The sequence below is a fragment of the Selenomonas sp. ND2010 genome, assembly GCF_000702005.1.
Lineage (GTDB): Bacteria > Bacillota > Negativicutes > Selenomonadales > Selenomonadaceae > Selenomonas_A.
Map to the genome: position 1 here is coordinate 20,993 of NZ_JNKI01000023.1, position 23,850 is coordinate 44,842.

At 49.1% G+C, this 23,850-nt stretch carries 19 protein-coding genes; all 19 read left to right on the top strand.

Annotation, left to right across the window (positions count from 1 at the left end):
- The first annotated feature begins 16 nt into the window (after positions 1 to 16).
- The 19 genes from T504_RS0109300 to T504_RS0109390 all read left to right on the top strand — a co-directional run bounded on the left by T504_RS0109300 (position 17) and on the right by T504_RS0109390 (position 23,615).
- Positions 17 to 1,315, top strand: coding sequence for a homoserine dehydrogenase (locus T504_RS0109300; RefSeq protein WP_033170806.1), 1,299 nt, complete (start codon positions 17 to 19; stop codon positions 1,313 to 1,315).
- Between the two features lie 4 nt (positions 1,316 to 1,319).
- Entirely contained in the window at positions 1,320 to 2,258 is a 939-nt protein-coding gene (thrB, locus tag T504_RS0109305) for a homoserine kinase (protein ID WP_033170807.1), read from the top strand.
- Between the two features lie 99 nt (positions 2,259 to 2,357).
- On the top strand, positions 2,358 to 3,599 hold the full coding sequence (locus T504_RS0109310; RefSeq protein WP_033170808.1) for an HD domain-containing protein: 1,242 nt from the start codon (positions 2,358 to 2,360) through the stop codon (positions 3,597 to 3,599).
- A 100-nt stretch (positions 3,600 to 3,699) separates the two neighbouring features.
- A complete protein-coding gene (locus T504_RS0109315; protein ID WP_033170809.1) occupies positions 3,700 to 4,218 on the top strand; it encodes a gamma carbonic anhydrase family protein in 519 nt (172 codons plus the stop codon).
- A 36-nt stretch (positions 4,219 to 4,254) separates the two neighbouring features.
- Complete coding sequence (gene ndk / locus T504_RS0109320; protein ID WP_033170810.1) at positions 4,255 to 4,692, top strand: nucleoside-diphosphate kinase; 438 nt, start codon at positions 4,255 to 4,257, stop codon at positions 4,690 to 4,692.
- A gap of 30 nt (positions 4,693 to 4,722) precedes the next feature.
- Entirely contained in the window at positions 4,723 to 5,220 is a 498-nt protein-coding gene (locus T504_RS0109325) for a cob(I)yrinic acid a,c-diamide adenosyltransferase (RefSeq protein ID WP_033170811.1), read from the top strand.
- Positions 5,221 to 5,339: 119 nt separating this feature from the next.
- Complete coding sequence (gene fusA, locus T504_RS0109330; RefSeq protein ID WP_033170812.1) at positions 5,340 to 7,403, top strand: elongation factor G; 2,064 nt, start codon at positions 5,340 to 5,342, stop codon at positions 7,401 to 7,403.
- Between the two features lie 147 nt (positions 7,404 to 7,550).
- Positions 7,551 to 8,705: a L,D-transpeptidase gene (locus T504_RS0109335; protein ID WP_072022728.1), complete on the top strand. Its 1,155-nt coding sequence runs from the start codon at positions 7,551 to 7,553 to the stop codon at positions 8,703 to 8,705.
- Positions 8,706 to 8,764: 59 nt separating this feature from the next.
- Positions 8,765 to 11,380, top strand: a complete 2,616-nt coding sequence (polA, locus tag T504_RS0109340) for a DNA polymerase I (protein ID WP_033170813.1) — start codon at positions 8,765 to 8,767, stop codon at positions 11,378 to 11,380.
- Between the two features lies 1 nt (position 11,381).
- On the top strand, positions 11,382 to 12,206 hold the full coding sequence (gene mutM, locus T504_RS0109345) for a bifunctional DNA-formamidopyrimidine glycosylase/DNA-(apurinic or apyrimidinic site) lyase (RefSeq protein WP_033170814.1): 825 nt from the start codon (positions 11,382 to 11,384) through the stop codon (positions 12,204 to 12,206).
- A 20-nt stretch (positions 12,207 to 12,226) separates the two neighbouring features.
- Complete coding sequence (coaE, locus tag T504_RS0109350) at positions 12,227 to 12,832, top strand: dephospho-CoA kinase (protein ID WP_033170815.1); 606 nt, start codon at positions 12,227 to 12,229, stop codon at positions 12,830 to 12,832.
- A 97-nt stretch (positions 12,833 to 12,929) separates the two neighbouring features.
- A complete protein-coding gene (locus T504_RS0109355; protein ID WP_369793635.1) occupies positions 12,930 to 13,430 on the top strand; it encodes a lytic transglycosylase domain-containing protein in 501 nt (166 codons plus the stop codon).
- 14 nt (positions 13,431 to 13,444) lie between these two features.
- The gene (locus tag T504_RS0109360) at positions 13,445 to 17,281 is read left to right on the top strand and encodes a PolC-type DNA polymerase III (protein ID WP_033170817.1); all 3,837 of its coding nucleotides are present in this window, start codon (positions 13,445 to 13,447) and stop codon (positions 17,279 to 17,281) included.
- A 35-nt stretch (positions 17,282 to 17,316) separates the two neighbouring features.
- On the top strand, positions 17,317 to 17,739 hold the full coding sequence (locus tag T504_RS0109365) for a hypothetical protein (RefSeq protein ID WP_033170818.1): 423 nt from the start codon (positions 17,317 to 17,319) through the stop codon (positions 17,737 to 17,739).
- Positions 17,740 to 17,764: 25 nt separating this feature from the next.
- Entirely contained in the window at positions 17,765 to 18,535 is a 771-nt protein-coding gene (locus tag T504_RS0109370; RefSeq protein ID WP_033170819.1) for an alpha/beta hydrolase, read from the top strand.
- Positions 18,536 to 18,565: 30 nt separating this feature from the next.
- Positions 18,566 to 19,906, top strand: a complete 1,341-nt coding sequence (locus T504_RS0109375; protein ID WP_081823426.1) for a threonine/serine exporter family protein — start codon at positions 18,566 to 18,568, stop codon at positions 19,904 to 19,906.
- Between the two features lie 127 nt (positions 19,907 to 20,033).
- Positions 20,034 to 20,630, top strand: coding sequence for an acyloxyacyl hydrolase (locus tag T504_RS0109380; RefSeq protein ID WP_051635306.1), 597 nt, complete (start codon positions 20,034 to 20,036; stop codon positions 20,628 to 20,630).
- 90 nt (positions 20,631 to 20,720) lie between these two features.
- Positions 20,721 to 21,029, top strand: coding sequence for a metal-sensing transcriptional repressor (locus T504_RS0109385; protein ID WP_033170827.1), 309 nt, complete (start codon positions 20,721 to 20,723; stop codon positions 21,027 to 21,029).
- A gap of 15 nt (positions 21,030 to 21,044) precedes the next feature.
- The gene (locus T504_RS0109390) at positions 21,045 to 23,615 is read left to right on the top strand and encodes a heavy metal translocating P-type ATPase (protein ID WP_033170821.1); all 2,571 of its coding nucleotides are present in this window, start codon (positions 21,045 to 21,047) and stop codon (positions 23,613 to 23,615) included.
- The last annotated feature ends 235 nt before the right edge of the window (positions 23,616 to 23,850 follow it).

Below are 23,850 nucleotides of genomic sequence, written 5' to 3' on the forward strand. Positions count from 1 at the left end.
AAGGAGGTGCGTCGATATGGAGAAAGTGATTCGTGTAGGTTTGTTGGGGTCCGGTACAGTAGGTTCCGGCGTGGTTCAGGTACTCGAAATGAATCGGGAGCAAATTACCGAGCGCGTCGGCGCGCCTATTATGCTGAAAACCGTTTTGGTCCGGGACTTGAGCAAAAAGCGTCCGCAGCTTGAGGGATATTCGTTGACGGATAAATACGAGGATATCTTAAACGATGACGAAATTGATGTTGTCGTAGAACTCATGGGCGGGCTGCATCCAGCCAGAGAGTATATGCTTCAGGCAATGGAGCATGGTAAAAGCGTCGTAACGGCTAATAAGGATGTGGTGGCTCAGTTTGGCAAGGACATGTTTGAGGCTGCAGAAAGACATGGCGTCGATTTCATGTTCGAAGCCAGTGTCGGTGGTGGTATCCCCATCATTACGCCGCTAAAGCAATGCTTGACGGCCAATAAAATCACGGAAATCATGGGCATTGTCAATGGTACGACGAACTATATGCTCACCAAGATGACAGACGAAGGCTGTGACTATGATGCAGTGCTTAAGGAAGCACAGGAAAAAGGCTATGCAGAAGCCAACCCGTCAGCGGATGTTGATGGTCTTGATGCAGCCCGTAAGGCGGCAATCCTTTCGTCATTGGCTTTTAACACGCGAGTGGAGCTCAAGGATGTTTCGGTTGAGGGGATCACGAAGATAACCCCCGATGATATCGATTATGCGAAGAGTCTCGGTTATGTGGTAAAACTCTTGGCAGTTGGCAAGGATTCGCCGGAGCATGGTGTCGATGTACGCGTTCATCCCGTATTTTTGCCGAAAGAGCATCCGTTGGCAGCTGTAAATGGCGTATTCAATGCAATTTTTGTCCGTGGTAATGCGATTGGCGAGGCCATGTTCTATGGTCAGGGGGCAGGCTCTTTGCCGACGGCTTCTGCGGTAGTGTCGGATATTATTGACGTGTCAAGGGATATTGTCAACAATTCCTTTGGCCGGATTGGCTGCACTTGCTACGAGCAGAAGTCCATGTGCCCGATTGAAGAGACGGAGTCTTCGTATTATGTCCGTTTGTTGGTGGATGATAAACCCGGCGTTCTCGGGCAAATTGCTACGGCCTTTGGTGATGCTGAGGTAAGTTTGAAATCCGTTATTCAGACGAAACGCAGCGTGGTGGATCATGCCGAGATTGTTGCGGTCACGCATATTGTCCGCCATGCGAGCATTCAGAAGGCGTTGGATGCTTTGAAACAGTTGTCGGTAGTGGATGAGATCCGCAATGTAATCCGTGTTGAGAAAGAACGGGGGTAATCTTATGACAAACCGTTCGGTCCGTATTCGGGTGCCAGGAACCAGTGCCAACTGTGGACCTGGATTTGACGCTATCGGTCTTGCTTGTACCGTCTATAACGATTTGGAACTTTCGCTGTTGAAGGAGCCAAGGCTTACGATTACCATTGAAGGGGAAGGCGCGCAAAACATTCCCTGCGATAATCGCAATATCGTTTGGCGGTCGGTACAGTATTTGCTTCGCAAGGCCAAATTGGATAAAGAATATCCAGGTGCAGTCATCCACATGGAAAATCATGTTCCACTTTCGCGAGGCTTAGGCAGTAGTGCTACGGCAATCGTAGCTGGCCTAAAAGCTGCGAATGTGTTGATTGGCAATCGGTTTAATCGCCGCGAGCTTTTGCAGTTTGCGACGGATATTGAGGGGCATCCCGATAATGTGGCGCCGGCAATTTTCGGTGGTTTTACGATTAGCACTGTGACCCGCGGCAATGTGGAATGTTTCACGTTTATGCCGAAGTTTCGCATGAAGCTGGTGGTAGCCGTTCCGGATTTTCCGCTTTCAACGCGCAAGGCTCGGGCTGTTTTGCCGGAAAAGGTACCGATGAAAGATGCGGTCAATAACATTGGCCGTGCCGCCATGCTCGTAGCTGCCCTTTGCAAGGGAAATGACAAGTTCTTGCGCAATGTGTTTGAAGATGCTCTTCATCAGCCCTACCGCGCAGAGCTTATTCCCGGTATGTACGATGTGTTTCAGGCTGCCCGCAAGGCGGGTGCCCTCGGGGCTAACCTAAGCGGTGCAGGTCCTTGCCTCATAGCTTATACACTGGAAAACCGTCAGTGTGAAGAAGCTGTGGGCGAAGCCATGAAGCAAGCTTTTAAGCAGCACGGAGTAGAGTCCAAAATCTTGGTTATGGATTTGGATAATCGTGGTGCTCATATCCTCAATGAAAATAAAGAATGAGTTCGAAGCAATAGGCCTGCTGGTTCCGAAGGGAGTCAGCAGGCTATTTTGTTGCAGCATTTTTTCTGTTACAATACAGGAATGAGGAGGGATCATGGTATGAGAGAAGAGGATTTTGTGTCGGCACTGCGAAAGTGCGGTGCCAGGGTCTTTATCGTTGGGGGATGGGTGCGTGATCAGATTCGTGGCGTGAAAGCACATGACAAAGATTACATGGTAGCCGGAATGGAAGAAGATACCTTTACCGAGCTTTTTCCGGCGGCCGAAAAAGTTGGCAAATCGTTTCCGGTTTATCTGGTAGCGATTGATGGCAAGAAATCCGAAGTCGCCTTTGCCCGCAAAGAACGAAAAACAGGAAGCGGTTACTGTGGATTCGCTGTGAATTACGATTCCTCCGTTACGTTAGAAGAAGATTTGTATCGTCGAGATACGACCATGAACAGTCTGGCAATGGAGCTGCCCGAGAAGACGATTCACGACTTATACGGTGGGGAGGCGGATATTCGTGGTGGAATAATCCGTGCCATATCCAAACATTTCAGTGAAGATCCAGTCCGGGCCTTGCGAGCGGCCCGGCAGGCGGCAGAGTTTGGCTTTGCGATTGAAGACAATACCTATCGCTTGATGGCTGCATGCCGCGAGGAACTTGTCCATGAACCAGTTGAGCGGGTGCTGGGGGAATTGAGGCGTGCCTTGAATACGCCAAAACCCTCCATATTCTTTCGTTGTCTGAAGCGTGCCGGCTTGTTGTCTGTTACGTTCCCTGAGCTGGCCGCGTTGATCGGTAAAACACAGCCAGCGGCTTTTCATCCTGAGGGGGATGCGTTTGAGCACACAATGCTTGTGGTCGATAAAGTGGCTGAGCAGACGGATTCCGTGTTGGCGCGGTTTGCCGGATTGGTTCACGACTTGGGGAAGGGGACGACGCCAAAAGAGATGGAACCACATCATTACGGACACGAGGAACGAGGCCTGGTAGTGCTAACAAAATGGAATAGACGCATGACGCTGCCAAGGGACTGGATGCAGGCGGGATCCTTTGTCATTGCAGAACACATGCGGGCTCCGATGCTGGGAAAAGCGGCAAAGATTGTCGATTTATTGCTGAAAGTTGACCGGTCAAATCTGTCTTGGCCAGAGTTTCGGGCGGTAATTTTAGCAGACCATCAAAGCTTACCGGATTATTTGCAATACGGAGAGGTTTATGTGGAAAAAATGAAGCAGGTCAGTGGACGAGATTGTCCTTTCGGAGTTACTGGCAAGAAAGTTGGGGAATGGATTCGTTCGGAACAGTTAAAGATTTATCGAAATATCGTGATTCGTTCGGATTCTATCGATTAATTGTTGCGAAATTGTCAAAAAAAGGCTATAATTAAGAATAAAGATATCAGAATTGGTTCACAAAATAGTTGATGTCTGAATCTTGAGGAGGCGATTTCTCATGAGTACCATTATTCCGTATAAATCCGTAGCCCCAAAAATCGATCCGAGTGTATTTGTTGCACCAACGGCTGCCGTAGTCGGTGATGTCGAAATCGGTGAGGGGTCTAGTCTGTGGTTCAGCACAGTGGTGCGTGGAGATTTCCAACCAATTAAGATTGGTCGAAATACCGATATTCAGGATAATGCGACGATTCACGTTATGGCCGATGTGCCAACGGAAATCGGCGATGAAGTTATCATTGGGCACAACGCCATCGTACATGCTCGGAAAATCGGGAATAATTGCCTAATTGGTATGGGCTCGATAATTCTTGGCTATACAGAGATTGGCGATAATGTAATCATCGGCGCTGGGACAATTCTGACACAACATAAAAAGATTCCGTCTAATTCGCTGGTTTATGGCAATCCGGCGCAAATCATCCGTTCTTTGCGGGAAGATGAATTGCAGGCACTCCATGATTCGGCCATGAACTATCAGCAAGTAGCAGAAAATTACAAAGCAGAATTGCTTTGAATAATTTTAATTAAGAAACAAGGGGACTTTATCGTAATGGAAAAAACACTCGTACTCATTAAACCAGATGCTTTTACCAAACATTATAGCGGGGATATTATCAAACGGTATGAAGCGGAGGGCTTCCGCATTGTAGCGATGAAACTCTTAAAGATGGATGAGCGGCTGGCCTCGATTCATTATGAAGAACATATCGGCCGTCCGTATTATGGAGATTTGGTAGGTTTTATGACTTCGGCACCGATTATTGCTATGGTCCTCGAAGGAGAAGATGTCATCGCAAAGGTGAGAAAGCTCAACGGCAAGACAAATCCGGCTGAGGCAGAGGAAGGGACAATCCGCAAGCAGTTTGCGGCCAATGGCCGGCGCAATGCGGTTCATGCTTCGGATTCGGTGGAGAGTGCGAACCGGGAGATTCATATATTCTTCAATGAGACCGAGATTTTGGACGGTCAGTATGAAGCCATGGAGTAATTCGAAGTAATTGCTAAGGAGCGCGATCGTATGAGCGTTACGACCAAGACTGGTGATAAAGGGATGACAAGCCTTTATACCGGAGAACGGGTGGAAAAGGGCTGCCTGCGGGTGGAAACTTATGGCATAATTGATGAAGCTGGTTCGGCGCTTTCGATGGCCAGAGCTTTTGCCACGAAGTCTGAGGTGAAAAATCGTATTTTCGCACTGCAGAAAAATCTTTCGCTTTTGATGGCTGATTTTGCGAGCCTCAATCAAACGCCGTATATTACGGCTGAGACCGTGAAAGAAATCGAACGGGAAATTGTGGCGTTGGAAGAACAGCTTCCGCCCTTGAAAAGCTTTTTGATTCCTGGGGATACAAAGGCTGGAGCTATGTTGGACATGGCACGTACCGTTGCTCGTCGTGCTGAGCGTTGTGCCTGCCGGTTAGCGAAGGAAACAGCCATCGCTGAGGCGGATCGCCTGTATTTAAATCGCATTTCGGACTATTGCTTTTTGCTGATGCGTTTAGAAGAACAAGAATAAAATTGGAGTCATCTCGCTACGAGATGACTCCTTTTTTTGCATAATCTGAAAATTGTAGCAGGAAAATGAAGAATAGTCGAAGAATACTGATAATATCATAACAATAGGAGGGAATATCGATGAAGAACTATAAAAGTGCCAATATCCGAAATATTGCTGTTGTAGGTCACGGGAAAACAGGTAAGACCAGTTTGTTGGATGCTTGCCTGTTTGATGCAGGAGCGGTTAAGCGCCTTGGCAATGTCGAGGATGGCACCAGTGCGCTGGATTATGAGCCGGAAGAAACCAAACGCGGCATGACGATTAATTTGAAATTGGCAGCGTGTGAATGGCGCGATTTCAAATTGAACTTCATCGATACACCGGGGTATCCTGATTTTGTCGGTGATGTCAAGGGGGCTATGGCGGCAGCTGACAGTGCCTTGATCGTGATATCTGCTTCGTCTGGCATCAAATCTGGCACCGAAAATGCCTGGTGGTATGCAGAGGAAAACGAATTGCCACGAGCTTTCTTTATCAATAAGATGGATCGCGAACATGCAGATTTCTACGGGGTAGTAGAAGAGCTTCGCGTACGCTTCGGGGATGGTGTCGTTCCGGTACAGCTGCCAATTGGTAAAGAAGCAGCTTTCCAAGGGGTAGTGGATTTGCTGTCGCTTCATATGAAGATTGTCACTCATGACAAGGAGATCGTTAAAGACGAAGTACCGGAGTATATGAAAGGCGAAGTCGAGCAAGCTCGTCAAAAGATGATTGAATCCATTTCGGAGTTCAACGATGAGCTGTTGGAGAAATATATCGAAGGAACGGAAATCACCGAGGTGGAGACCGCAGCGGCGCTGATTGAAGGCATACAGGCTGGTAAGATTTTCCCCGTTTTCTGTGGGTCGGCCAAACAGAATATCGGCATGCGGAAACTCATGAATGATTTGGTGGAGTATATGCCGACGCCGTATTTTAAAGTGTCCATTGGCATGGATCCGGTAAGTGGTGAACTCAAGGAACGTCATACGGAAGATGCGTTTTCTGCGCAGGTGTTCAAGACGATTGTCGATCCCTTTGTGGGCAGGCAGAGTTATATTCGCATCTTGTCTGGCGAAATGCGCGGGGATGCTTCGTATCATCATCCCAATAAGGATACCGAGGAACGGATCGGAACGTTGTTTACACTGCAAGGCAAACAGCAGCATAATTTGAATGTTGCTGCGGCTGGTGATATCGTGGTGACGACGAAATTGCAGCAGGTCAAGACGGGGGATACGCTCTGCGATAAGAGCGACGCCATTCAATATGAAGCGATTCTTTATCCGACAGCAATGCTTGAGATGGCGGCATCCGCCCATAAGAAAGGGGAGGAAGACAAAGTCTTTGGTGCTTTGGCAAAGCAGCAGGATGAGGATCCAACGCTGCTCGTGGAAAAAAATCCGGAGACGGGTGAGACGATTGTACGGGGCATCGGGGAAGTGCATCTGGAGATCCTAGCTGAAAAACTCGAACGGAAATTTGGCGCGCAGCTGGATTTGGCTGAGCCACGAATTCCATATCGTGAGACCATCCGCAAGACCGTCAAAGTTCAGGGACGCCATAAGAAACAAAGTGGCGGGCATGGCCAGTTCGGCGATGTGTGGCTGGAAATCGGACCGCGGGATGCGGGGAGTGGCAACGAATTTTCCGAAACGATTTTTGGCGGCAGCGTGCCGAAGCAGTATATCCCGGCGGTGGAGAAAGGTACGGCAGAGACTTTGGCTCAGGGGGTGCTTGCGGGGTATCCTGTGGTAGATGTAAAGGTCAATCTGTACGATGGTTCGTATCATCCTGTTGACTCATCGGAAGCTGCCTTTAAGACAGCCGCCGCACTTGCCATCAAGAAAGGGGTCATGGAGGCATCGCCCATTTTGTTGGAACCGATTGAGACCATCAAAGTGCTGACCCCCGAGTATTATCTCGGAGATGTCATGGGACGTCTCAACAGCAAACGCGCGCATGTCCTAGGGGTGGATAGCAAGGAGCGGGATATGAGTGAGATTCAGGCTTTGATTCCGCAGGCGGAGCTCTATAAGTTTGCTACGGAACTTCGCTCGTTAACCCAGGGACGCGGATCGTATGCGCTCGAATTTGCGCGGTATGAACCGGTACCGGAGCGGGCAGCAGAAGCCATTATCGAGGCGGCGAATGCAAGATAGCATTGACTAGGATTAAGAATAAATAAGGCCTTTCCTAATGAAATCGGAAGGGCCTTTTAACTTGCAAATAGGGACTAAAGATGTTAGGATATTAAAAGTAACTGTTAATTTTACAGTAAATCTTAAAAAGAAAAGAGATTATGAATTATGTGGGAAAAAGTTTGCGCAGGTATGTTGGGCGCTATGATGATTACAGGGTCGGCAGCTGGACTTTCGGCGAATATGGTCAGTGCTGCGCCGGTGGAGGAAACTGCTGCACAGCCAGCTCAAACGCAGAAGGTAGAGCAGCCGATGAAGATTAGCATCAACCTTGCTGCCCGTTCGTTAGCACTTTATCAGGGGACGACGAAAATCCGTCTGTATCCGATTGCTCCGGGAACGGCTTACACGCCGACTCCGACCGGCTATTATAAAATCCTCGAGAAGGAAGTAAATCCGACTTGGACGGATCCGGCTACGGGCTATTCCATTCCTTCGGGCCCGGATTGCCCGCTGGGTTATCGTTGGATGACGGTTACGGGCAATATCGGCATTCATGGAACCAATAACCCGGCTTCTATCGGAACGTATGCATCGCATGGTTGCATGCGCATGTTTGAAAAGGATGTCGAGGCACTTTATGATCTGGTGGAAGTAGGCACGCCGGTTGAAATTACTTATAACCGCGTTGTCGTTGAAAAAGCTCCGGATGATACGGTGGTCTATTACATTTATCCGGATGGGTATGGCTGGCAGAAGCTGTCGGTAGCTGATGTTCACAAATGGCTGGCTGGCTATGGCGTTGGCAACTTCGAATCCGATGAGGATATTCAGGCGAAAATCAACGCTTCCGATGGCAATCCCACGTATGTTGGCAAGGTCTATCCGCTCTATGTCAATGGGAAAAAGCTTACCAATAATGCGGTAAACAAAGATGGTGTGACGTATCTGCCAGCGATTGATTTGGCCAATGCCGTCAATGTAAATCTTGGTTGGGATGCAGCAACCCATAAGCTTATCAGCACGCTGGGCAGTGCCGAGGGTGTCGATAAACGCGATGTGCTTTACTGCAAAGCCGAAGATACGAAAACCCTCTTTAACCTGACGGGCAGCATCAACGATGCGAAACAGTTCGTTTTGACGACAGCCGCACAGCCGGAAACGCCGAAGACGGAAACTCCGGAAGTAAAGACCGAAGAGAAAACGGCTGAAACGCCGCAGCAGGTAGCCAATGAGCAGCCGAAGGCTGAGGACAAAGCTGTTGATGGCAGCAAAAGCAAAAAATCGTTAAAACAGATTTACAAAGAAGCAACAAAGAAGTAAAATAGTTTCTTGTAAGTTATCGTAACCTATAAACTGAACAATTTGAGGAGGAATCCTGCTTGAGCAAGCGTTTTGTGATTTTGGATGGCAGCAGCCTTATGTATCGTGCGTTTTATGCGCTGCCACCATTGACGGATTCCCTGGGCGAGCCGACCAATGCGATATTTGGTTTTTCCAATATGCTCACCAAGCTGTTGGGGGAGCTGAAACCGGATTCGTTGGTTATCGCTTTTGATAAGGGAAAAAAGACGTTCCGCACGGAACGTTATCCGGAATACAAGGGAACGCGTGACAAGACCCCGGAAGAGCTCCTCGCCCAAATCCCGCTGCTGCATGAATTTGCAGCAGCTTTTGGCGTTTCTTTTATGGAAAAAGAGCGTTATGAGGCTGATGATATCATCGGAACCCTGGCAACAAAGGCTGCTGCGGCAGGTCATGATGTCATGGTAGTCACTGGGGATAAGGATGCATTGCAGCTGGTGCGCCCGAACCTTCGCGTCATGTTGACGAAGAAGGGGATATCCGAGCTAAAAGCCTATGACGAAGAAGTATTTCGGGAGGAATACGGCTTTGAGCCGATTCGACTGATTGACCTCAAGGGATTGATGGGCGATAATTCCGACAATATTCCGGGGGTCCCCGGCGTGGGACCCAAAACGGCAACGAAACTGTTGCTGGAATATGGGACTCTTGAAAATGTCTTGGACAACATTGAGGCAATTTCTGGCAAGAAACTAAAGGAACGCTTGACGGAAAATCGCGATCAGGCAATCCTGTCCAAGGAACTTGCCACGATTGAATTACAGGTTCCGGATGTGGAACTTTCGATGGATGATTATACCATCACCCCAGACCGTATCGCTATGAAGAAGTTCTGTGACCGCTATGAGTTAAGAGGTGTTTGGAAGAACTTCACGAAAATTTATGGAGAGTCCGATGATGGATTGTTTGCTGGCATGGAAATCCAGGAAGCGGCGCCCGTTGATTTAACTTATGAAGAATGGGATGAGCAGCAGCTGACAGAGGTCTTGGAGCAGGCAGAAACAATTGCTGTCAGTGGTATCTTTGCAGGCCGTGCCCCGTTTGAATCGCTTCGTCGTGCGGTGGTGGTTTCGTCAACTGGCGATACGGGCCTTGTCGCTTCGGATACGCCGGCATGGCAGCGGCTGTTGGCGTTCATGGAAGCGGGAAAACCGGTGACGGTCTACGATTTGAAGCAGTATTATCATGCGGGAATCAAGGCGGGCAATAGCTTTTTTGACATCAAATTGGCCGACTATCTGATTCATCCGGAACTGTCCAAATACGAACTGTCGAACCTTTCGCATCAGTATTTTCCGGAGCAGTGTGTACCGGAAACCTTTGACGATGAAATCCTACAGGCGGTATGGACGGCAAAACTCATCGCGAAACTCCAGCCTAAGCTGGCAGCTGAGCTTGAAGCACTTGGCATGAAAAAGCTCTATGATGAAATTGAACTGCCACTGGTGGAAGTCCTGGCGGCCATGGAACAGAATGGCGTTTACGTAAATCGAAAAAGCCTGGAAGAGAAAGCCGCCGAGGTTGGCAAGAAGATTGAAAAAATCCAGCAGGATATCTACGTGCTGGCGGGGACAGAGTTCAATATCAACTCGCCCAAGCAGCTTGGCGAGGTGCTCTTCGAGCGGTTGGAACTTCCGCCAACGAAGAAGACCAAGACGGGTTACTCCACCAATGCGGAAGTATTGGAATCCCTGCGGTTCCAGCATCCGATTATCGAACAGATCTTGGCCTATCGCATGTGGACGAAACTGAAATCCACCTATCTGGATGCAATTGGTGAACTCATCCAGGAAGAATCCGGCCGCGTTCATACGAGCTTTAATCAGACGGTTACGGCAACGGGGAGACTTTCCAGTTCCGATCCGAACCTGCAAAATATTCCGGTCCGTACGGAAGAGGGGAAGACGATCCGTGAGCTCTTTGAGCCAGGGGAAGGCTATGATTATCTTCTTTCGGCCGATTATTCGCAGATTGAGCTGCGCTTACTGGCGCATATGTCGGGAGACGAAAGCTTTATTGATGCGTTCTGTCAGAATCAGGATATCCATGCCCGTACGGCAGCGGAGGTATTTGGGGTGCCATTAGCAGAAGTCACCCCGACGCTGCGCAGCCGGGCCAAGGCGGTAAACTTTGGTATTGTTTACGGCATCAGTGACTATGGGCTTTCGCGTGATTTGCACATTCCGAAGAAGGAAGCAGCAAGTTATATCGATAGTTATTTTGAGCGCTATCCTGGCATTCGTAAATTCATGGATGACACCGTAGCTGCTGCCCATGAGACGGGGTGTGTTACGACTCTTTACGGCCGGCGTCGTGAGCTGCCGGCTATCAAGAGCCGGAATTTCATGCAGCGTTCTCTCGCTGAGCGCATGGCGATGAATACGCCGATTCAGGGCACTGCAGCCGATATTATCAAGCTGGCTATGATTGAAGCGTATCATCGCTTGCAGGAAGCTGGGGTTAAGAGCCGTATCCTGCTGCAGGTACACGATGAGTTGGTCTTGGAGACCACGGAAAACGAACGCGAACTTGTCAGCAAGATCCTAAAAGAATCGATGGAACAGGTAGCTAAGCTTTCCGTTCCGCTTTTGATTGATATTCACAGTGGCAAAAACTGGGCGGAGGCGAAGTAATATGCCGGAAATGCCAGAGGTGGAAATTATCTGCCGCTATCTCGATACAGTTTTGACCGGTCAAAAAATCATGAAGATTGACCTGTTGCTGCCACGGCAGATCAAATGGCCAGAGCCGGAAGCTTATCGGGCGATGGCTATTGGCCGGACGATACAGGCGATGAAGCGCCGGGGGAAGTATCTCATCATGGAGCTCGACAATGGCAATGAACTGATTTTCCACCTTCGCATGACGGGACGGCTGGTATTTGAACCGGAGGGAGAGTCTCACGATTCGTATGCGCGGCTGTTGTTCCATCTTGATGGCGGCGGGCTGCTCGTCTATGGGGATACCCGTACGCTCGGGGCGGTCTATGCGTTAGCTCCAGGGGAGCGCTGGCGCATTCATGGCCTTGCTGAGATGGGACCAGAGCCGTTGTCGCCTGAATTTACGCCAGAATACCTCTATCAACTGGTGCAGGGAAAAAAGACGCTCATCAAGTCGCTTTTGCTGAATCAAAAATATATTGGCGGCATTGGCAATATTTACGATGACGAGGCATTGTTCTTAGCCGGCATCCATCCCCAGCGGCGTGCTGGTACCCTTACCCAGGAAGAATGCCAGCGCCTGTATGGAACCATTAATTCGGTCATCGAAGCGGGAATCCGCGATGGTGGCACCACCTTCCGCGATTATCAAAATGGTGAGGGCAGGCAGGGAAGTCATCAGGAACATCTCTTTGTCTACAATCGAAAGGGACAGCCCTGCCGCAAATGTGGTACGTCGATCGAAAAGATAACCGTGGGGGGGCGGGGAACCCATTATTGCCCGCATTGTCAAAAATGACACAAGAAGGAGAAGGTAGTATGAAAATCATCGGCCTTACGGGGGGCATAGCCTCTGGCAAAAGTACCGTATCTGCGTATTTGCAGGAAAAAGGTGCCAGCATTATCGATGCCGATGGAATCGCTCATGAACTCCTGGAGCCGGGCAGACCGCTATACGAGGCGTATCGCAATCACTTTGGGGAAAAAATCCTGTTGCCTGATGGCACGCTTGACTGCCGTGCTATTGGGCAGCTGGTTTTTTCTGACCCTATTGAACGGAAATGGCTGAATGCGACCGCTCACCCGTTGATTCAGCAAGAAATCTGCCAGCGGTTGCAACGTTATCAAGCGGAGAAAAAATCCGTAATTGTACTGGATGTTCCATTGCTCTTTGAGTCGGGATGGGATAAAATGGCAGAGAAGGTTTGTCTTGTATATGTTGAGGAAAAAATTCAGTTGGCGCGCCTTATGAAGCGCAATGGCTATGGAAGGGAAGAGGCGGCGGCCAGAATTGCCGCGCAGATGCCTTGGGAAGAGAAAAAAAAACGGGCAGATTGCCTGATTGATAACAGCGGAAGCTTGTCGTCAACCCTGCGGCAGGTGGATGATCTATGGAAGGAGTGGACGCATGACGGAGTTTCATGACAGGGTCCGTCAAAACAGGAAGAGGCAGCATCGCCGCATGGTATCCTGTTTTTGTGTTGCGTTATTCATTATTTTCGTAAGCCTTAGTGCTTTTTTTGTGCTGAAGTTTGAACCGGTGCAGCGCAGTTATTTTTATGTTTATCCTTATCATGATACGGTGATGAAGTACGCTTCCCTGTATCATGTGGATAGCAATCTTACGGCAGCTGTCATCAAGAAGGAGAGTAAATTCAAACGGGAAGTTCATTCCCATCGTGGAGCCATTGGGCTTATGCAGATTATGCCGGATACGGCAAAATGGATTGCCGGGCAGCTGGGGGATACAAACTACTCGGAAGAAGGGCTTCATGAACCGGATCGCAACATTCGGTATGGAACCTGGTATCTTTCTACCCTGCAAAAAGAATTTCACGGAAATAATGTGTTAGCCTTGGCGGCGTATAACGCTGGCCGGGGAAACGTACAGGAATGGATAAAACAATATAATTGGCCAGAAGATTTTTCGGACATCGATGCCATTCCCTTTGCGGAGACGCGGGATTATGTCCGGCAGGTTCTGGCTGATGAGAAGAAGTATCGGGAGCTTTATCCGGAGTAAGAGGAGTTCGGGGAATGCAGAAGTATCGAATCGTTCCGCAACAAGAGAATATGTTCTGGCAGCTGGTTCAGGGGATGACGTTGGATGATGAGCAAAAAGAGCTTATGAAGTCGGCGTCGATTCGTCATGTGGAAGTATGTACCAAGACCAACAGCTGGGAAATCGTGCTGATCAGCCAAACGCTTATCCCCGATGCACTCTTACAGGAAGCGGCCGCTCAGATTCAGCGGAAGTGCCAGCTCGATCAGGTGCTGTTTTATCAGGAAGTCATTGATGTGGAAGACGGCATCCAGAAAATTTGGACCAAACTTGTTACGGTGGTTTCCGAAGGCAATCCGACGGTGTTTCAGCTGTTGAAGCGTTCCAAGTATCGCGTGGATGGCAGCCGCTTGATTCTCGATGTACCAGGAGAGCTGGGCGGCGAAATCATGCGTGCGCATTCGGTGGCGCAGCTCATGGGCAAAGCCATCAAACAGTTGCTGGGATATCGCTGTCCGGTAGAATGCAATGCCAGTGATGAAGTATTGCAGAATCTAGAGGTAGATGATAGCTTCAATACGCCGGAGTATCGCGCAGCTGTTCATCAGGAGCGCGTGGCTGAGCAGAAAGCTGCCACGGCGAAGATTCCAAATGCCAGCGTCAAGACGGCGGCCGCAGAGAGTAAGCCAAAATTGCCGAAGGTGCCGAAACATCATGCTGACTTTGATAAACCGGTGGTGGTGCATGGCGCAGGCAACCTCATCTTTGGCCGTGGGGTTATGGGAGAACGCAAGCTTATCGATGAACTCGATGGCGAGATGAAGAATGTCATTCTCGAAGGCTTTATTGGTGAGGGTGCGATTTCTGGCATCAAGACCAATGAGTTCAAGACCGGGACGAAGTTGCTCTCGTTCTGTCTGTCGGATGAGAGTAACGGCATTGCTTGTAAAAAGTTCTTCAAGCCAAAACGTGGCAAGAATGGGCCAGAAGAAGATTTTGAGGAAATCATTGGCAAGCTCAAAGAGGGCATGGAAGTGCGTATCCGTGGTTCTGTCCGCTTTGATACCTATATGAATGAGTATGTGCTCTTCATGGATTCGTTAGCCAAGAAAGAAACGGAATCCCGCATGGATAATGCGGAGGTAAAGCGCGTAGAACTTCATGCGCATACCACCATGAGTGCTATGGATGCCGTGGTATCGGTCAAAAACCTCGTCAAGACGGCGGCTCGTTGGGGCTGGCCGGCTATTGCCATTACGGACCATGGTGTCGTTCAGGCTTATCCGGATGCGGCGAAGGCCGCCAAGGATGCCGGCATTAAGGTCATCTATGGCATGGAAGGCTATCTAACTGGCGATGATTGGGAGCAAAAGCGGGCCAACCATATTATCTTTTTGGCCAAAAATCCCAATGGCCTGCGCAACCTCTATCAGATGGTATCGCTGGCGCACGTCAAATATTTTCATCGTCAGCCTCGTCTGCCCAAGAAAATCATTGAAGAATACCGTGAGGGAATCATCATTGGTTCTGCCTGTGAGGCAGGCGAGCTCATTCGCGCGATTGTCGAAGGACAATCGGACGAGCAGCTTATTGAGATTGCGAATTTCTACGATTATCTTGAGATTCAGCCAATCCACAACAATGACTTTTTGAAGCGCAGTGATAAATTCCCGGACATCAATACGGATGAAGACCTTATCAACATTAACTTGAAAGTCGCTGACCTTGCGCAAAAACTCGGGAAGATGCTCGTCGCAACCTGTGACGTTCATTTTTTGAATCCTGAAGATCAGATATACCGCGCCATTCTCATGAAGGGCAAGGGCTTTGATGATGCCGAGCTGCAGCCACCGCTTTATTTGCGGACGACGGAGGAAATGCTGGCGGAATTTGAGTACCTAGGGGAGGAACTGGCTTACGAAGCCGTCGTTACGAATCCGCGAAAAATCAACGAGATGATTGAATCCTTCAAGCCGATTCCTGACGACCTGTATTCGCCGATGATTCCAGGTGCCGATGAAGAAATCCGGTCGATGTCGTACAACAAGGCTAGGGAAATGTACGGCGAAAACTTGCCCGAAATCGTTGAAGCTCGTCTCCAGCAGGAGTTGAAGCCGATTATCGGACATGGATTCTCCGTGCTCTATCTTATCGCGCAGCGACTCGTTAAAAAATCCAATGACGATGGTTACCTGGTTGGTTCCCGTGGTTCGGTCGGTTCATCGTTTATCGCTACGATGACGGGCATCACAGAGGTTAATCCGCTACCGCCGCATTGGCGCTGCCCGCATTGTCAGTACAGCAAATTCATTACCGATGGTTCCTATGGTTGTGGGTATGACTTGCCGGATAAGAATTGTCCGGTTTGTGGAGAGCCATTAATAAAAGATGGTCACGATATCCCCTTTGCGGTATTCCTTGGTTTCGATGGCGATAAGGTACCAGATATCGATTTGAACTTTTCTGGCACGTATCAGCCGGTTGCTCATAAGTACACAGAGATTTTGTTTGGCAAGGACAACGTCTATCGCGCAGGGTCCATTCAGACCGTTGCAGATAAGACGGCGTTTGGCTATGTCAAGAAATTCTTTGAAGAAAAGGGGGTCAAGAAACATGGCTCCTATATCGATCGGCTGGCCCATGGCTGTATGGGTGTCAAGTCCACGACGGGGCAGCATCCGGCTGGCATCATGGTTGTGCCGCGCAATATGGACGTCCATTTCTTTACGCCGATTCAGCATCCGGCTAACGATATGAATTGCGGTACGATAACGACTCACTTCGACTATCATTCCATCAGCAGCCGTCTGGTTAAGCTTGATATTCTGGGACACGATGATCCGACGGTTATCAAGATGCTCGAAGATCTTACCTGCCGGGATCCGAAGACCATTCCTTTTGATGATAAAGCCACGATGTCGATTTTTAACTCGACCGTAGCATTAGGCCTGACGCCAGAGGAGTTGGGGGCTACTTCGGGAACCTTTGGCATCCCGGAATTCCGCACGCCCTTTACCCGGCAGATGATTGATGACACCAATCCAGATGTATTTTCGGATTTGGTGCGTATATCGGGATTCTCCCATGGTACTGACGTGTGGCTGGGCAACGCGCAGGACCTCATTCGCGGGGGACAGTGCACGATTAAGAATGCAATCTCGGCTCGTGATGATATCATGATGTATTTGATTCATAACGGTATCGATCCACTGCTTTCCTTTAAGACTATGGAAAAAGTTCGTAAGGGAAAGGGAATTGCCGAAGATACGGTAGAAGTTTTGCGCAAGGGGGGGATTCCGGAATGGTATATCGAATCCTGCCAGAAAATCAAGTATCTGTTCCCGCGTGCACATGCCACGGCTTATGTTATGATGGCCTACCGAATCGCCTTCTGTAAGGTGCATTATCCGCTGGCCTATTATGCTGCGTATTTTTCCATCCGTGCCGCCGAATTTGATGCGAACGTCATCGCTCGTGGCAAGGATTATGTAGGAGATCAGATTCATCAGCTGGAGCTTGCGTCTAAGGAAAAGAAACTCGATGCCAAGCAGAATGCGACGCTTATCGTTCTGCAGCTGGCTTGGGAAATGTATCTGCGTGGCTATAGTTGCGAATACGTCAATATTTACGAATCGGATGCAGAGAAATTCGTCATCCACGAAAAATCCCTGCTGCCGCCGATCGCCAGCCTCAGCGGGATGGGAACCAAAGCGGCGCAGAGCATCGTCGAGGCCCGCAAAGATGGCGTGTTTACGAGTATCGAAGACCTTCGCCGCCGCACGGGTATCTCTAAGACCAACATCGAAATCCTGCGCGACCATGGCTGTCTGGACGGCATGGGGGAGAGCGACCAGATTGCGCTGTTTAGTTAATTGTGCTTAGAAGGAAAGGGAAGAGAGTCAGGGTTATGAAAAAATTCGGATTGTTGTGTTTCTTGTTACTATTGTTGTTGCCGCTTCGTTTTGCCGAAGCGGGGCACTATCATAACGGTTTGTTCTTTTATGATGATGCAAATAATTATCTGCGTATAACGCATTATTCGGGGTCTGGTGTCGCTAGTTTCGCTGATTTGACCTCGGCTACGAAAGTGCAGACAAATGATTCGGATATCATATTCGTCGCTTGTGCTTACGAGTGGTCAAAGTCCGAGCCAGTTCTTAAAGCCAATGGCTATTTTTACGTTTGGAAAAAACCGAATGGCACGTATTATATCAAGCATGAAGATACCGCAGATTACACAGGGGATTATTATCGCTTGCCCGAGGTATTAGGACGAGAAGCCCAGTACATTGAATCCCGCGCCTATGGAAATATGCACAATAGAAAATAAGGTTAAAAGGAAGTCTCATTAGGTTATGGAAAAGAAGTTTGACATCAATGAAGAGGGCTTTAGTATACGCTGCAAGCTCTTTACTCGTGATAGTGACAAGACGGTGCGTACGTTTCGCGATGTGGTTATCGTCACACATGGTTTTGGCAGTCACAAGGATACGGCCGGAACCGCTAATTTTGGCGAGCATATGGTGAACAAGTATAAAGGCTATGCGGTCATTGCCTTTGATTGGCCTTGTCATGGCGAAGATGCGCGCAAGAAACTGGAAATTGAGGAGTGCATGACCTATCTGCGGCTTGTGACGGCTTATGCGAAAACGGAGCTGCAGGCGGAGCGCGTCTACAATTATTCCACGAGTTTTGGGGCTTACTTGACGCTGCGTTATATGATAGAGCAGGAAAATCCCTTCGCCAAGATCGCTTTGCGCAGTCCGGCGGTTAATATGTTTGAATCCATGGACAAGCATCTTACTGAGGAAAATCGGACAAAACTGGCCAAGGGAAAAGAGGTTCAAGTCGGGTTCGAGCGCAAACTCAAAATTGATAACAGCCTGCTCGACTCGCTGAAGTCCTTTGATGTTCGCGAACAGGAATATTTTGATTTTGCGGATGATATGCTGATTTTGCATGGCACAAAGGATGAAATGATTCCGTTTGCGATTTCTCAAGAATTCGCGGAGAACAATGTCATTGAATTTATTTCTGTGGAGGGGGCAAATCATCCCTTCCAGAATCAGAATCATATGGCCTTGGCCATTGCAAAGATCGTAGAATTTTTTGGTCCGGAAACGTAAGAAAAGATAGGGGAATGAGCAAGATAACCTATGAATAGTTTGGATAAAAAGGAAGAAAAGGAACGCATCTTTAGCGAGCCGTTTGCCGAAATAGGTCCCAAAATGCATCTTTTATTGCACACGGGACAGTTGCTGATGGAAAATGGTGCCGATTCGGACCGCACCTTGCGGGATATGATGCGGGCGGCGTCTTTTATGGGAATTCCGAAGGATCGCATTCATCAGCATGTTATGTATACGACGCTGATGTTAAATGTCAACGATGATCGGCATTCTTATACCGAATTTCGCAAATGTACCAAGCATGGGGTTAATATGACGACGCTTTCAGCAGTCAGCAAGCTGACTTGGCGGGCTATGGCGAAAAATTATTCGCTGCAGGATTTTGAACGGCAATTGGAAAACATTCGCAAATTGCCACGGAATTATCCCGTGTGGCTCACTGCGCTGGGGGCTGGTGCCGCCTGTGGTGGATTTTGCAAGCTTTTTGGCGGCAGTTGGCTGGACTTTTTGCTGACTGCGGTCTGCGCGCTGCTGGGCTTTCTCATTCGCCGCGTTTGCTTGGGGTACGGGTTTAATACTTATGCGGCGATCGCCATCACGTCTTTTGCGACGACGATGCTGGCCTGGGCCACGCAGTTTTTAACCGGAGGGCTTAACTGGTATCCGCTCATCGCTTGCACGCTCTTTTTAGTGCCAGGTATCCCGCTTATCAATGCCGTGGATGATTTGCTCAACAATTTTATTGTTTCGGGCATGACGCGGGCAATGCACACGCTTCTGGTCGTCGGTTCAATGACCTTTGGTATCGTGATGGCGATTCGCTTGGGCGGCGTTACGGACTTTACAGCCGTGGGACTTTCGGCGGCGGAGACTTCGTATGTATCGCAGGCTTTGGCAGCCGCGATAGCCTCAATCGGATTTTCGATCATCTTTAATGTTCCTAAACGGTTGCTGCCCGTTGTGGGAATTGGTGGCATCATCACCGTCTTGCTTCGCAATGTGACGATAATGGAGCTGGGATGGTCACAGGCTGCGGGTTCCTTCTTTGGCGCAGCTGTTGTCGGTGTCATCGCCCTGCGGGCAATTCATTGGTTCCATACGCCGAATATCATCATGACGATTCCGTCAGCAATTCCAATGATTCCTGGAGTTTTGCTTTATCGCTTGCTCTTTGCGTTGCTGAACATTCAGTTTATTACCTCGAGTGCTTTGCTCGATGGCATTCGAAGTGGTGTCGAGGCTGTTATCATCATTACCAGTATTGCTGTCGGCGTGGCAATACCGAATATCTTCATTCATCGTTATATTCAGGAGCGAAAGCTGGAAAACGAACGACGCCTGCTGGCGCAGCGTTATAACGAAGAATAAAAGAATTCGAATAAGAAAATAAAAAGAATCTCTTTTTGATAGGGATTCTTTTTTTTGTGGCGAAGTAATTAATAACGCAAGATAAGCAGTTTATTTTCTGAACCGAATGATAAAGGATGTGATGATTATGGATAGCAGAAAGATACTAGGCAAGGGAATGACGATGGCTATGATGGTTATGTTTTTTACCAATACAGCGATGGCCGCTGGCAGTGCGCCAGCTGAGCAAAAGCCAGCAAAGAGCCAGGCCGTGGAAGTACAGTTGGAATATTTGGATGGCCGTTGGTTTGCCAAACGCGATATTGACTTATATAATCTTCATGTTTATCGGCAATACAAACAAGTAAAGGATGTTTCGCTTCACTATGGCATCAGTGTGACACGTCCGCTCGGCAAGACAACTGATGATGGGATTGACCGCAACTCAGAAGCAGTAGGGATCGGGCCGTCCTATATGATGCGTTGGGAGAAAAAAATGTCAAAGAAATGGTCGGCATCCATCGATGGGGCTGGGTCAATCCTAGCGTATAATCACGCACATCCAGCCAGAGGACGAGCTTTTGGATTCTTATGGCGAATGGGGCCACGGATCACCTATCATTTCACTACGGATGATTCGATAAGTGCTGCCTACATCATCCACCACGCATCCAATGGCTTTAAGACCCATAACCCAGGCTATAATGGTGCTGGACTATCGCTGGGGTATCGGCATGCCTTTTAAAATTTGAGGAGAGCTTCTTGACATATACCCCTCATAGGTATAATATACATACCTATGAGGGGTATATTTATTATGATCAAGGAGGTACCCATGGAGAAATGTTGTTGCGCAGAAATCAAGCACAAACACCGTGACAAGGACGGGAAAGAATATAAAGGACTGATATCCCGGCTGAATCGCATCGAAGGGCAGGTGCGAGGAATTCGTCGTATGGTGGAAGAGGATCGCTACTGCGTGGATATTATGACGCAGGTCAGCGCGATTCAGGCAGCGTTGGGGGCGTTTAACAAAGAACTGCTCGCTCAGCACATCAACAGTTGTGTGGTTCATGACATCCGTGAAGGCGATGATCATGTGGTACAAGAATTGATAACGCTTCTAGGGAAAATGGTACGTTGACAGGTGGTGTGACTTATGAAAAAAGAACGTTTTATCATCACCGGCATGACTTGCTCGGCTTGTTCAGCGCGAGTGGAAAAGGCTGTAACAAGGCTGCCTGGGACCGCTGAAGTCAGTGTCAATCTGCTGACAAACAGTATGCAGCTTGCCTATGACGAAACGGCGCTGGATTCCGCAAAGATCATTGAAGCTGTGGAACAGGCTGGCTATGGAGCAAGTGTTAAAGGAAAGACGATGGAAACAACTCGGCAAAGTGAGACGGCGCCTTTGGCAAAAGAGGCCGCTGCCATGAAACAGCGGCTGGGCTGGTCGTTGGTATTTCTTTTGCCGGTGATGTTTATCGCTATGCATCCGATGTTTTTTGGCTGGTTGGGGCTTTCGGTGCCGGTTCTTTTGCGGGAAGTATTCGCCGGTCCAGAGAATGCCATTACTTTTTCGTTTTCCCAGTTTCTTCTGCTGCTGCCGATTATGTATCTTAACCGAAAGTATTATCAAAATGGTTTTCGCAATCTTTGGCACGGTGCGCCGAATATGGACAGCTTAGTGGGCATGGGCTCTATGGCGGCTGCTCTTTTTGGTGTCTTTGCGGTATTTCGTATGGGCTGGGGCTTAGGGCATGGAGATTGGGCGCTGGTCGCAGAATACAGCCGCAATCTCTATTTTGAATCGGCAGGCATGATTGTTACCTTGATTACCGTGGGCAAGTTTCTGGAAGCCCGGGCTAAGGGCAAGACTGGTGAAGCGTTGGCTAAGCTCATGGAATTGGCGCCGGAAAAGGCTTCGGTCCTGCGGGGAGGGCAGGAAATATCTCTACCCGTGGAGGAATTGGTGGTGGGCGATGAAATCATCGTACGCCCTGGCGAACGTTTGCCGGCCGACGGCACGGTCCTTTCCGGTCAAACAAGTATCGATGAATCCGCTCTTACTGGGGAAAGTATGCCGGTGTTCAAGGCACCGGGGGACAAAGTGACTGCTGCCACGTTAAACAAGACGGGCGCTATTCATTTTCGGGCCGACAAGGTGGGGGAAAATACGGCCATCAGCCAAATCATCCGGTTGGTGGACGAAGCCAGTGCCAGCAAGGCACCTATGGCAAGATTGGCGGACCGCATCGCGGGGATTTTTGTGCCGGTGGTAATTTTCATCGCGTTAGTGGCAGGCGGTGTCTGGCTGGCGTTGGGGGAGAGCGTGGAGTTTGCTTTTTCCATTGCTATATCCATCCTAGTGATATCCTGTCCTTGTGCCTTGGGGCTGGCGACCCCGGTAGCTATCATGGTAGGGACAGGCAAGGGCGCAGAAAATGGCATTCTCATAAAATCCGGTGAGGCACTCGAAATTGCTCAGGCTGTGGATACCGTGGTATTGGATAAAACGGGCACCATTACGGAAGGCCGGCCTGAAGTTACGGATTTGCTGGCCTTATCGCTGCCGGAAGAAGAGTTTTTGGCATTGGCTGCTGGGCTTGAACAGGGCAGTGAGCATCCTTTGGCCGAAGCGGTGATGGCCTATGCGAAGGCGCGAGGCGTAAATCCCTTGATTGTTAATGATTTTCAAGCAGTTCCTGGCCTGGGAATCAAGGCTGAGGTGCAAGGTGATGTTTGCTTAGCCGGCAGTGAAGCCTTCATGCGGGAACAGGGCGTGGCGATAGCGGATTATGGCCAGGAGCTAAAGCAGTTGGCGATTGCTGGCAAGACGCCACTCTTATTTGCCAAAGGAAAGAAACTTTTAGGCATCATTGCCGCCGCCGATAAAGAAAAGGAATCCAGTGCAGAAGCTATAAACGAACTGACAGCTATGGGGCTGGAGGTTATCATGTTGACTGGCGATAACGAGCGCACGGCTGAGGCGGTGCGCTCGCGGTTGGGCATTACCAGGGCTATTGCTGGTGTGTTGCCGGCCGCCAAGGAAGCCCAGATTGCCGCCTTGCAGGCTAAGGGACATAAGGTGGCTATGATTGGCGATGGCATTAACGATGCACCTGCACTGGCCCGGGCGGATATTGGCATGGCCATTGGGGCAGGTACCGATGTAGCCATCGAAAGTGCGGACGCGGTACTCGTCCGCAGTAACTTATGGGATGTGGTAAGTGCGATTAAGCTTTCCCAGGCAGTAATCCGCAATATCAAGGAGAATCTCTTCTGGGCTTTTATCTATAACGTTATTGGGATTCCCCTGGCGGCAGGTCTTTTGTACCCCGCTTTTGGGATCAAACTTTCGCCGATGATTGGTGCTGCGGCTATGAGCTTATCGAGTGTATGTGTCGTCATGAATGCCTTGCGGCTCCGGTCCTTTACGACCGCTAAAGCCGCACCGGCAGAAATGAATGCAGATAGACAAGCGAAAGAGGATGGACAGGCAACTGTCAGAAAGGATGAAAAGATTATGCAAAAAGAACTTAAAATCGAAGGTATGATGTGTGCGCATTGCCAGAAGCATGTAAAAGATGCTCTGTCAAAAATGGCAGGTGTTACGGCTGTTGAGGTGAATTTAGAAGCCGGTACGGCTATGGTTACGGCAGACCGTGAAATTTCTCAGTCGGAATTTGCGCAGGTAATCACCGAGGCTGGCTATGAATTAATGGAATAATAACAAGCGAGGAAACAAAGGGACTGTGAAAAATCCCTTTATACGGACATAAAATATAGAAGCCTCCATAAGATGGATTCATCTACCTTATGGAGGCTTCTATGAATTTATCTACGCACTTTCTACAAATTACAGTTTGTAGGTTACAAAAATCTCATTCGAAGCAACTCTTCGCCGCCGCTAGGGGCAGTGCCAACACTACGCGGGAGATGTTTTTCTAAACGAAATTTTTATC

What these genes read in the sequence shown, in the direction of transcription:
- T504_RS0109300 (WP_033170806.1), top strand. Translation starts at nt 17, where the DNA reads ATGGAGAAAGTGATTCGTGTAGGTTTGTTGGGGTCCGGTACAGTAGGT.
- thrB (WP_033170807.1), top strand. Translation starts at nt 1,320, where the DNA reads ATGACAAACCGTTCGGTCCGTATTCGGGTGCCAGGAACCAGTGCCAAC.
- T504_RS0109310 (WP_033170808.1), top strand. Translation starts at nt 2,358, where the DNA reads ATGAGAGAAGAGGATTTTGTGTCGGCACTGCGAAAGTGCGGTGCCAGG.
- T504_RS0109315 (WP_033170809.1), top strand. Translation starts at nt 3,700, where the DNA reads ATGAGTACCATTATTCCGTATAAATCCGTAGCCCCAAAAATCGATCCG.
- ndk (WP_033170810.1), top strand. Translation starts at nt 4,255, where the DNA reads ATGGAAAAAACACTCGTACTCATTAAACCAGATGCTTTTACCAAACAT.
- T504_RS0109325 (WP_033170811.1), top strand. Translation starts at nt 4,723, where the DNA reads ATGAGCGTTACGACCAAGACTGGTGATAAAGGGATGACAAGCCTTTAT.
- fusA (WP_033170812.1), top strand. Translation starts at nt 5,340, where the DNA reads ATGAAGAACTATAAAAGTGCCAATATCCGAAATATTGCTGTTGTAGGT.
- T504_RS0109335 (WP_072022728.1), top strand. Translation starts at nt 7,551, where the DNA reads ATGTGGGAAAAAGTTTGCGCAGGTATGTTGGGCGCTATGATGATTACA.
- mutM (WP_033170814.1), top strand. Translation starts at nt 11,382, where the DNA reads ATGCCGGAAATGCCAGAGGTGGAAATTATCTGCCGCTATCTCGATACA.
- coaE (WP_033170815.1), top strand. Translation starts at nt 12,227, where the DNA reads ATGAAAATCATCGGCCTTACGGGGGGCATAGCCTCTGGCAAAAGTACC.
- T504_RS0109360 (WP_033170817.1), top strand. Translation starts at nt 13,445, where the DNA reads ATGCAGAAGTATCGAATCGTTCCGCAACAAGAGAATATGTTCTGGCAG.
- T504_RS0109365 (WP_033170818.1), top strand. Translation starts at nt 17,317, where the DNA reads ATGAAAAAATTCGGATTGTTGTGTTTCTTGTTACTATTGTTGTTGCCG.
- T504_RS0109370 (WP_033170819.1), top strand. Translation starts at nt 17,765, where the DNA reads ATGGAAAAGAAGTTTGACATCAATGAAGAGGGCTTTAGTATACGCTGC.
- T504_RS0109375 (WP_081823426.1), top strand. Translation starts at nt 18,566, where the DNA reads ATGAATAGTTTGGATAAAAAGGAAGAAAAGGAACGCATCTTTAGCGAG.
- T504_RS0109380 (WP_051635306.1), top strand. Translation starts at nt 20,034, where the DNA reads ATGGATAGCAGAAAGATACTAGGCAAGGGAATGACGATGGCTATGATG.
- T504_RS0109385 (WP_033170827.1), top strand. Translation starts at nt 20,721, where the DNA reads ATGGAGAAATGTTGTTGCGCAGAAATCAAGCACAAACACCGTGACAAG.
- T504_RS0109390 (WP_033170821.1), top strand. Translation starts at nt 21,045, where the DNA reads ATGAAAAAAGAACGTTTTATCATCACCGGCATGACTTGCTCGGCTTGT.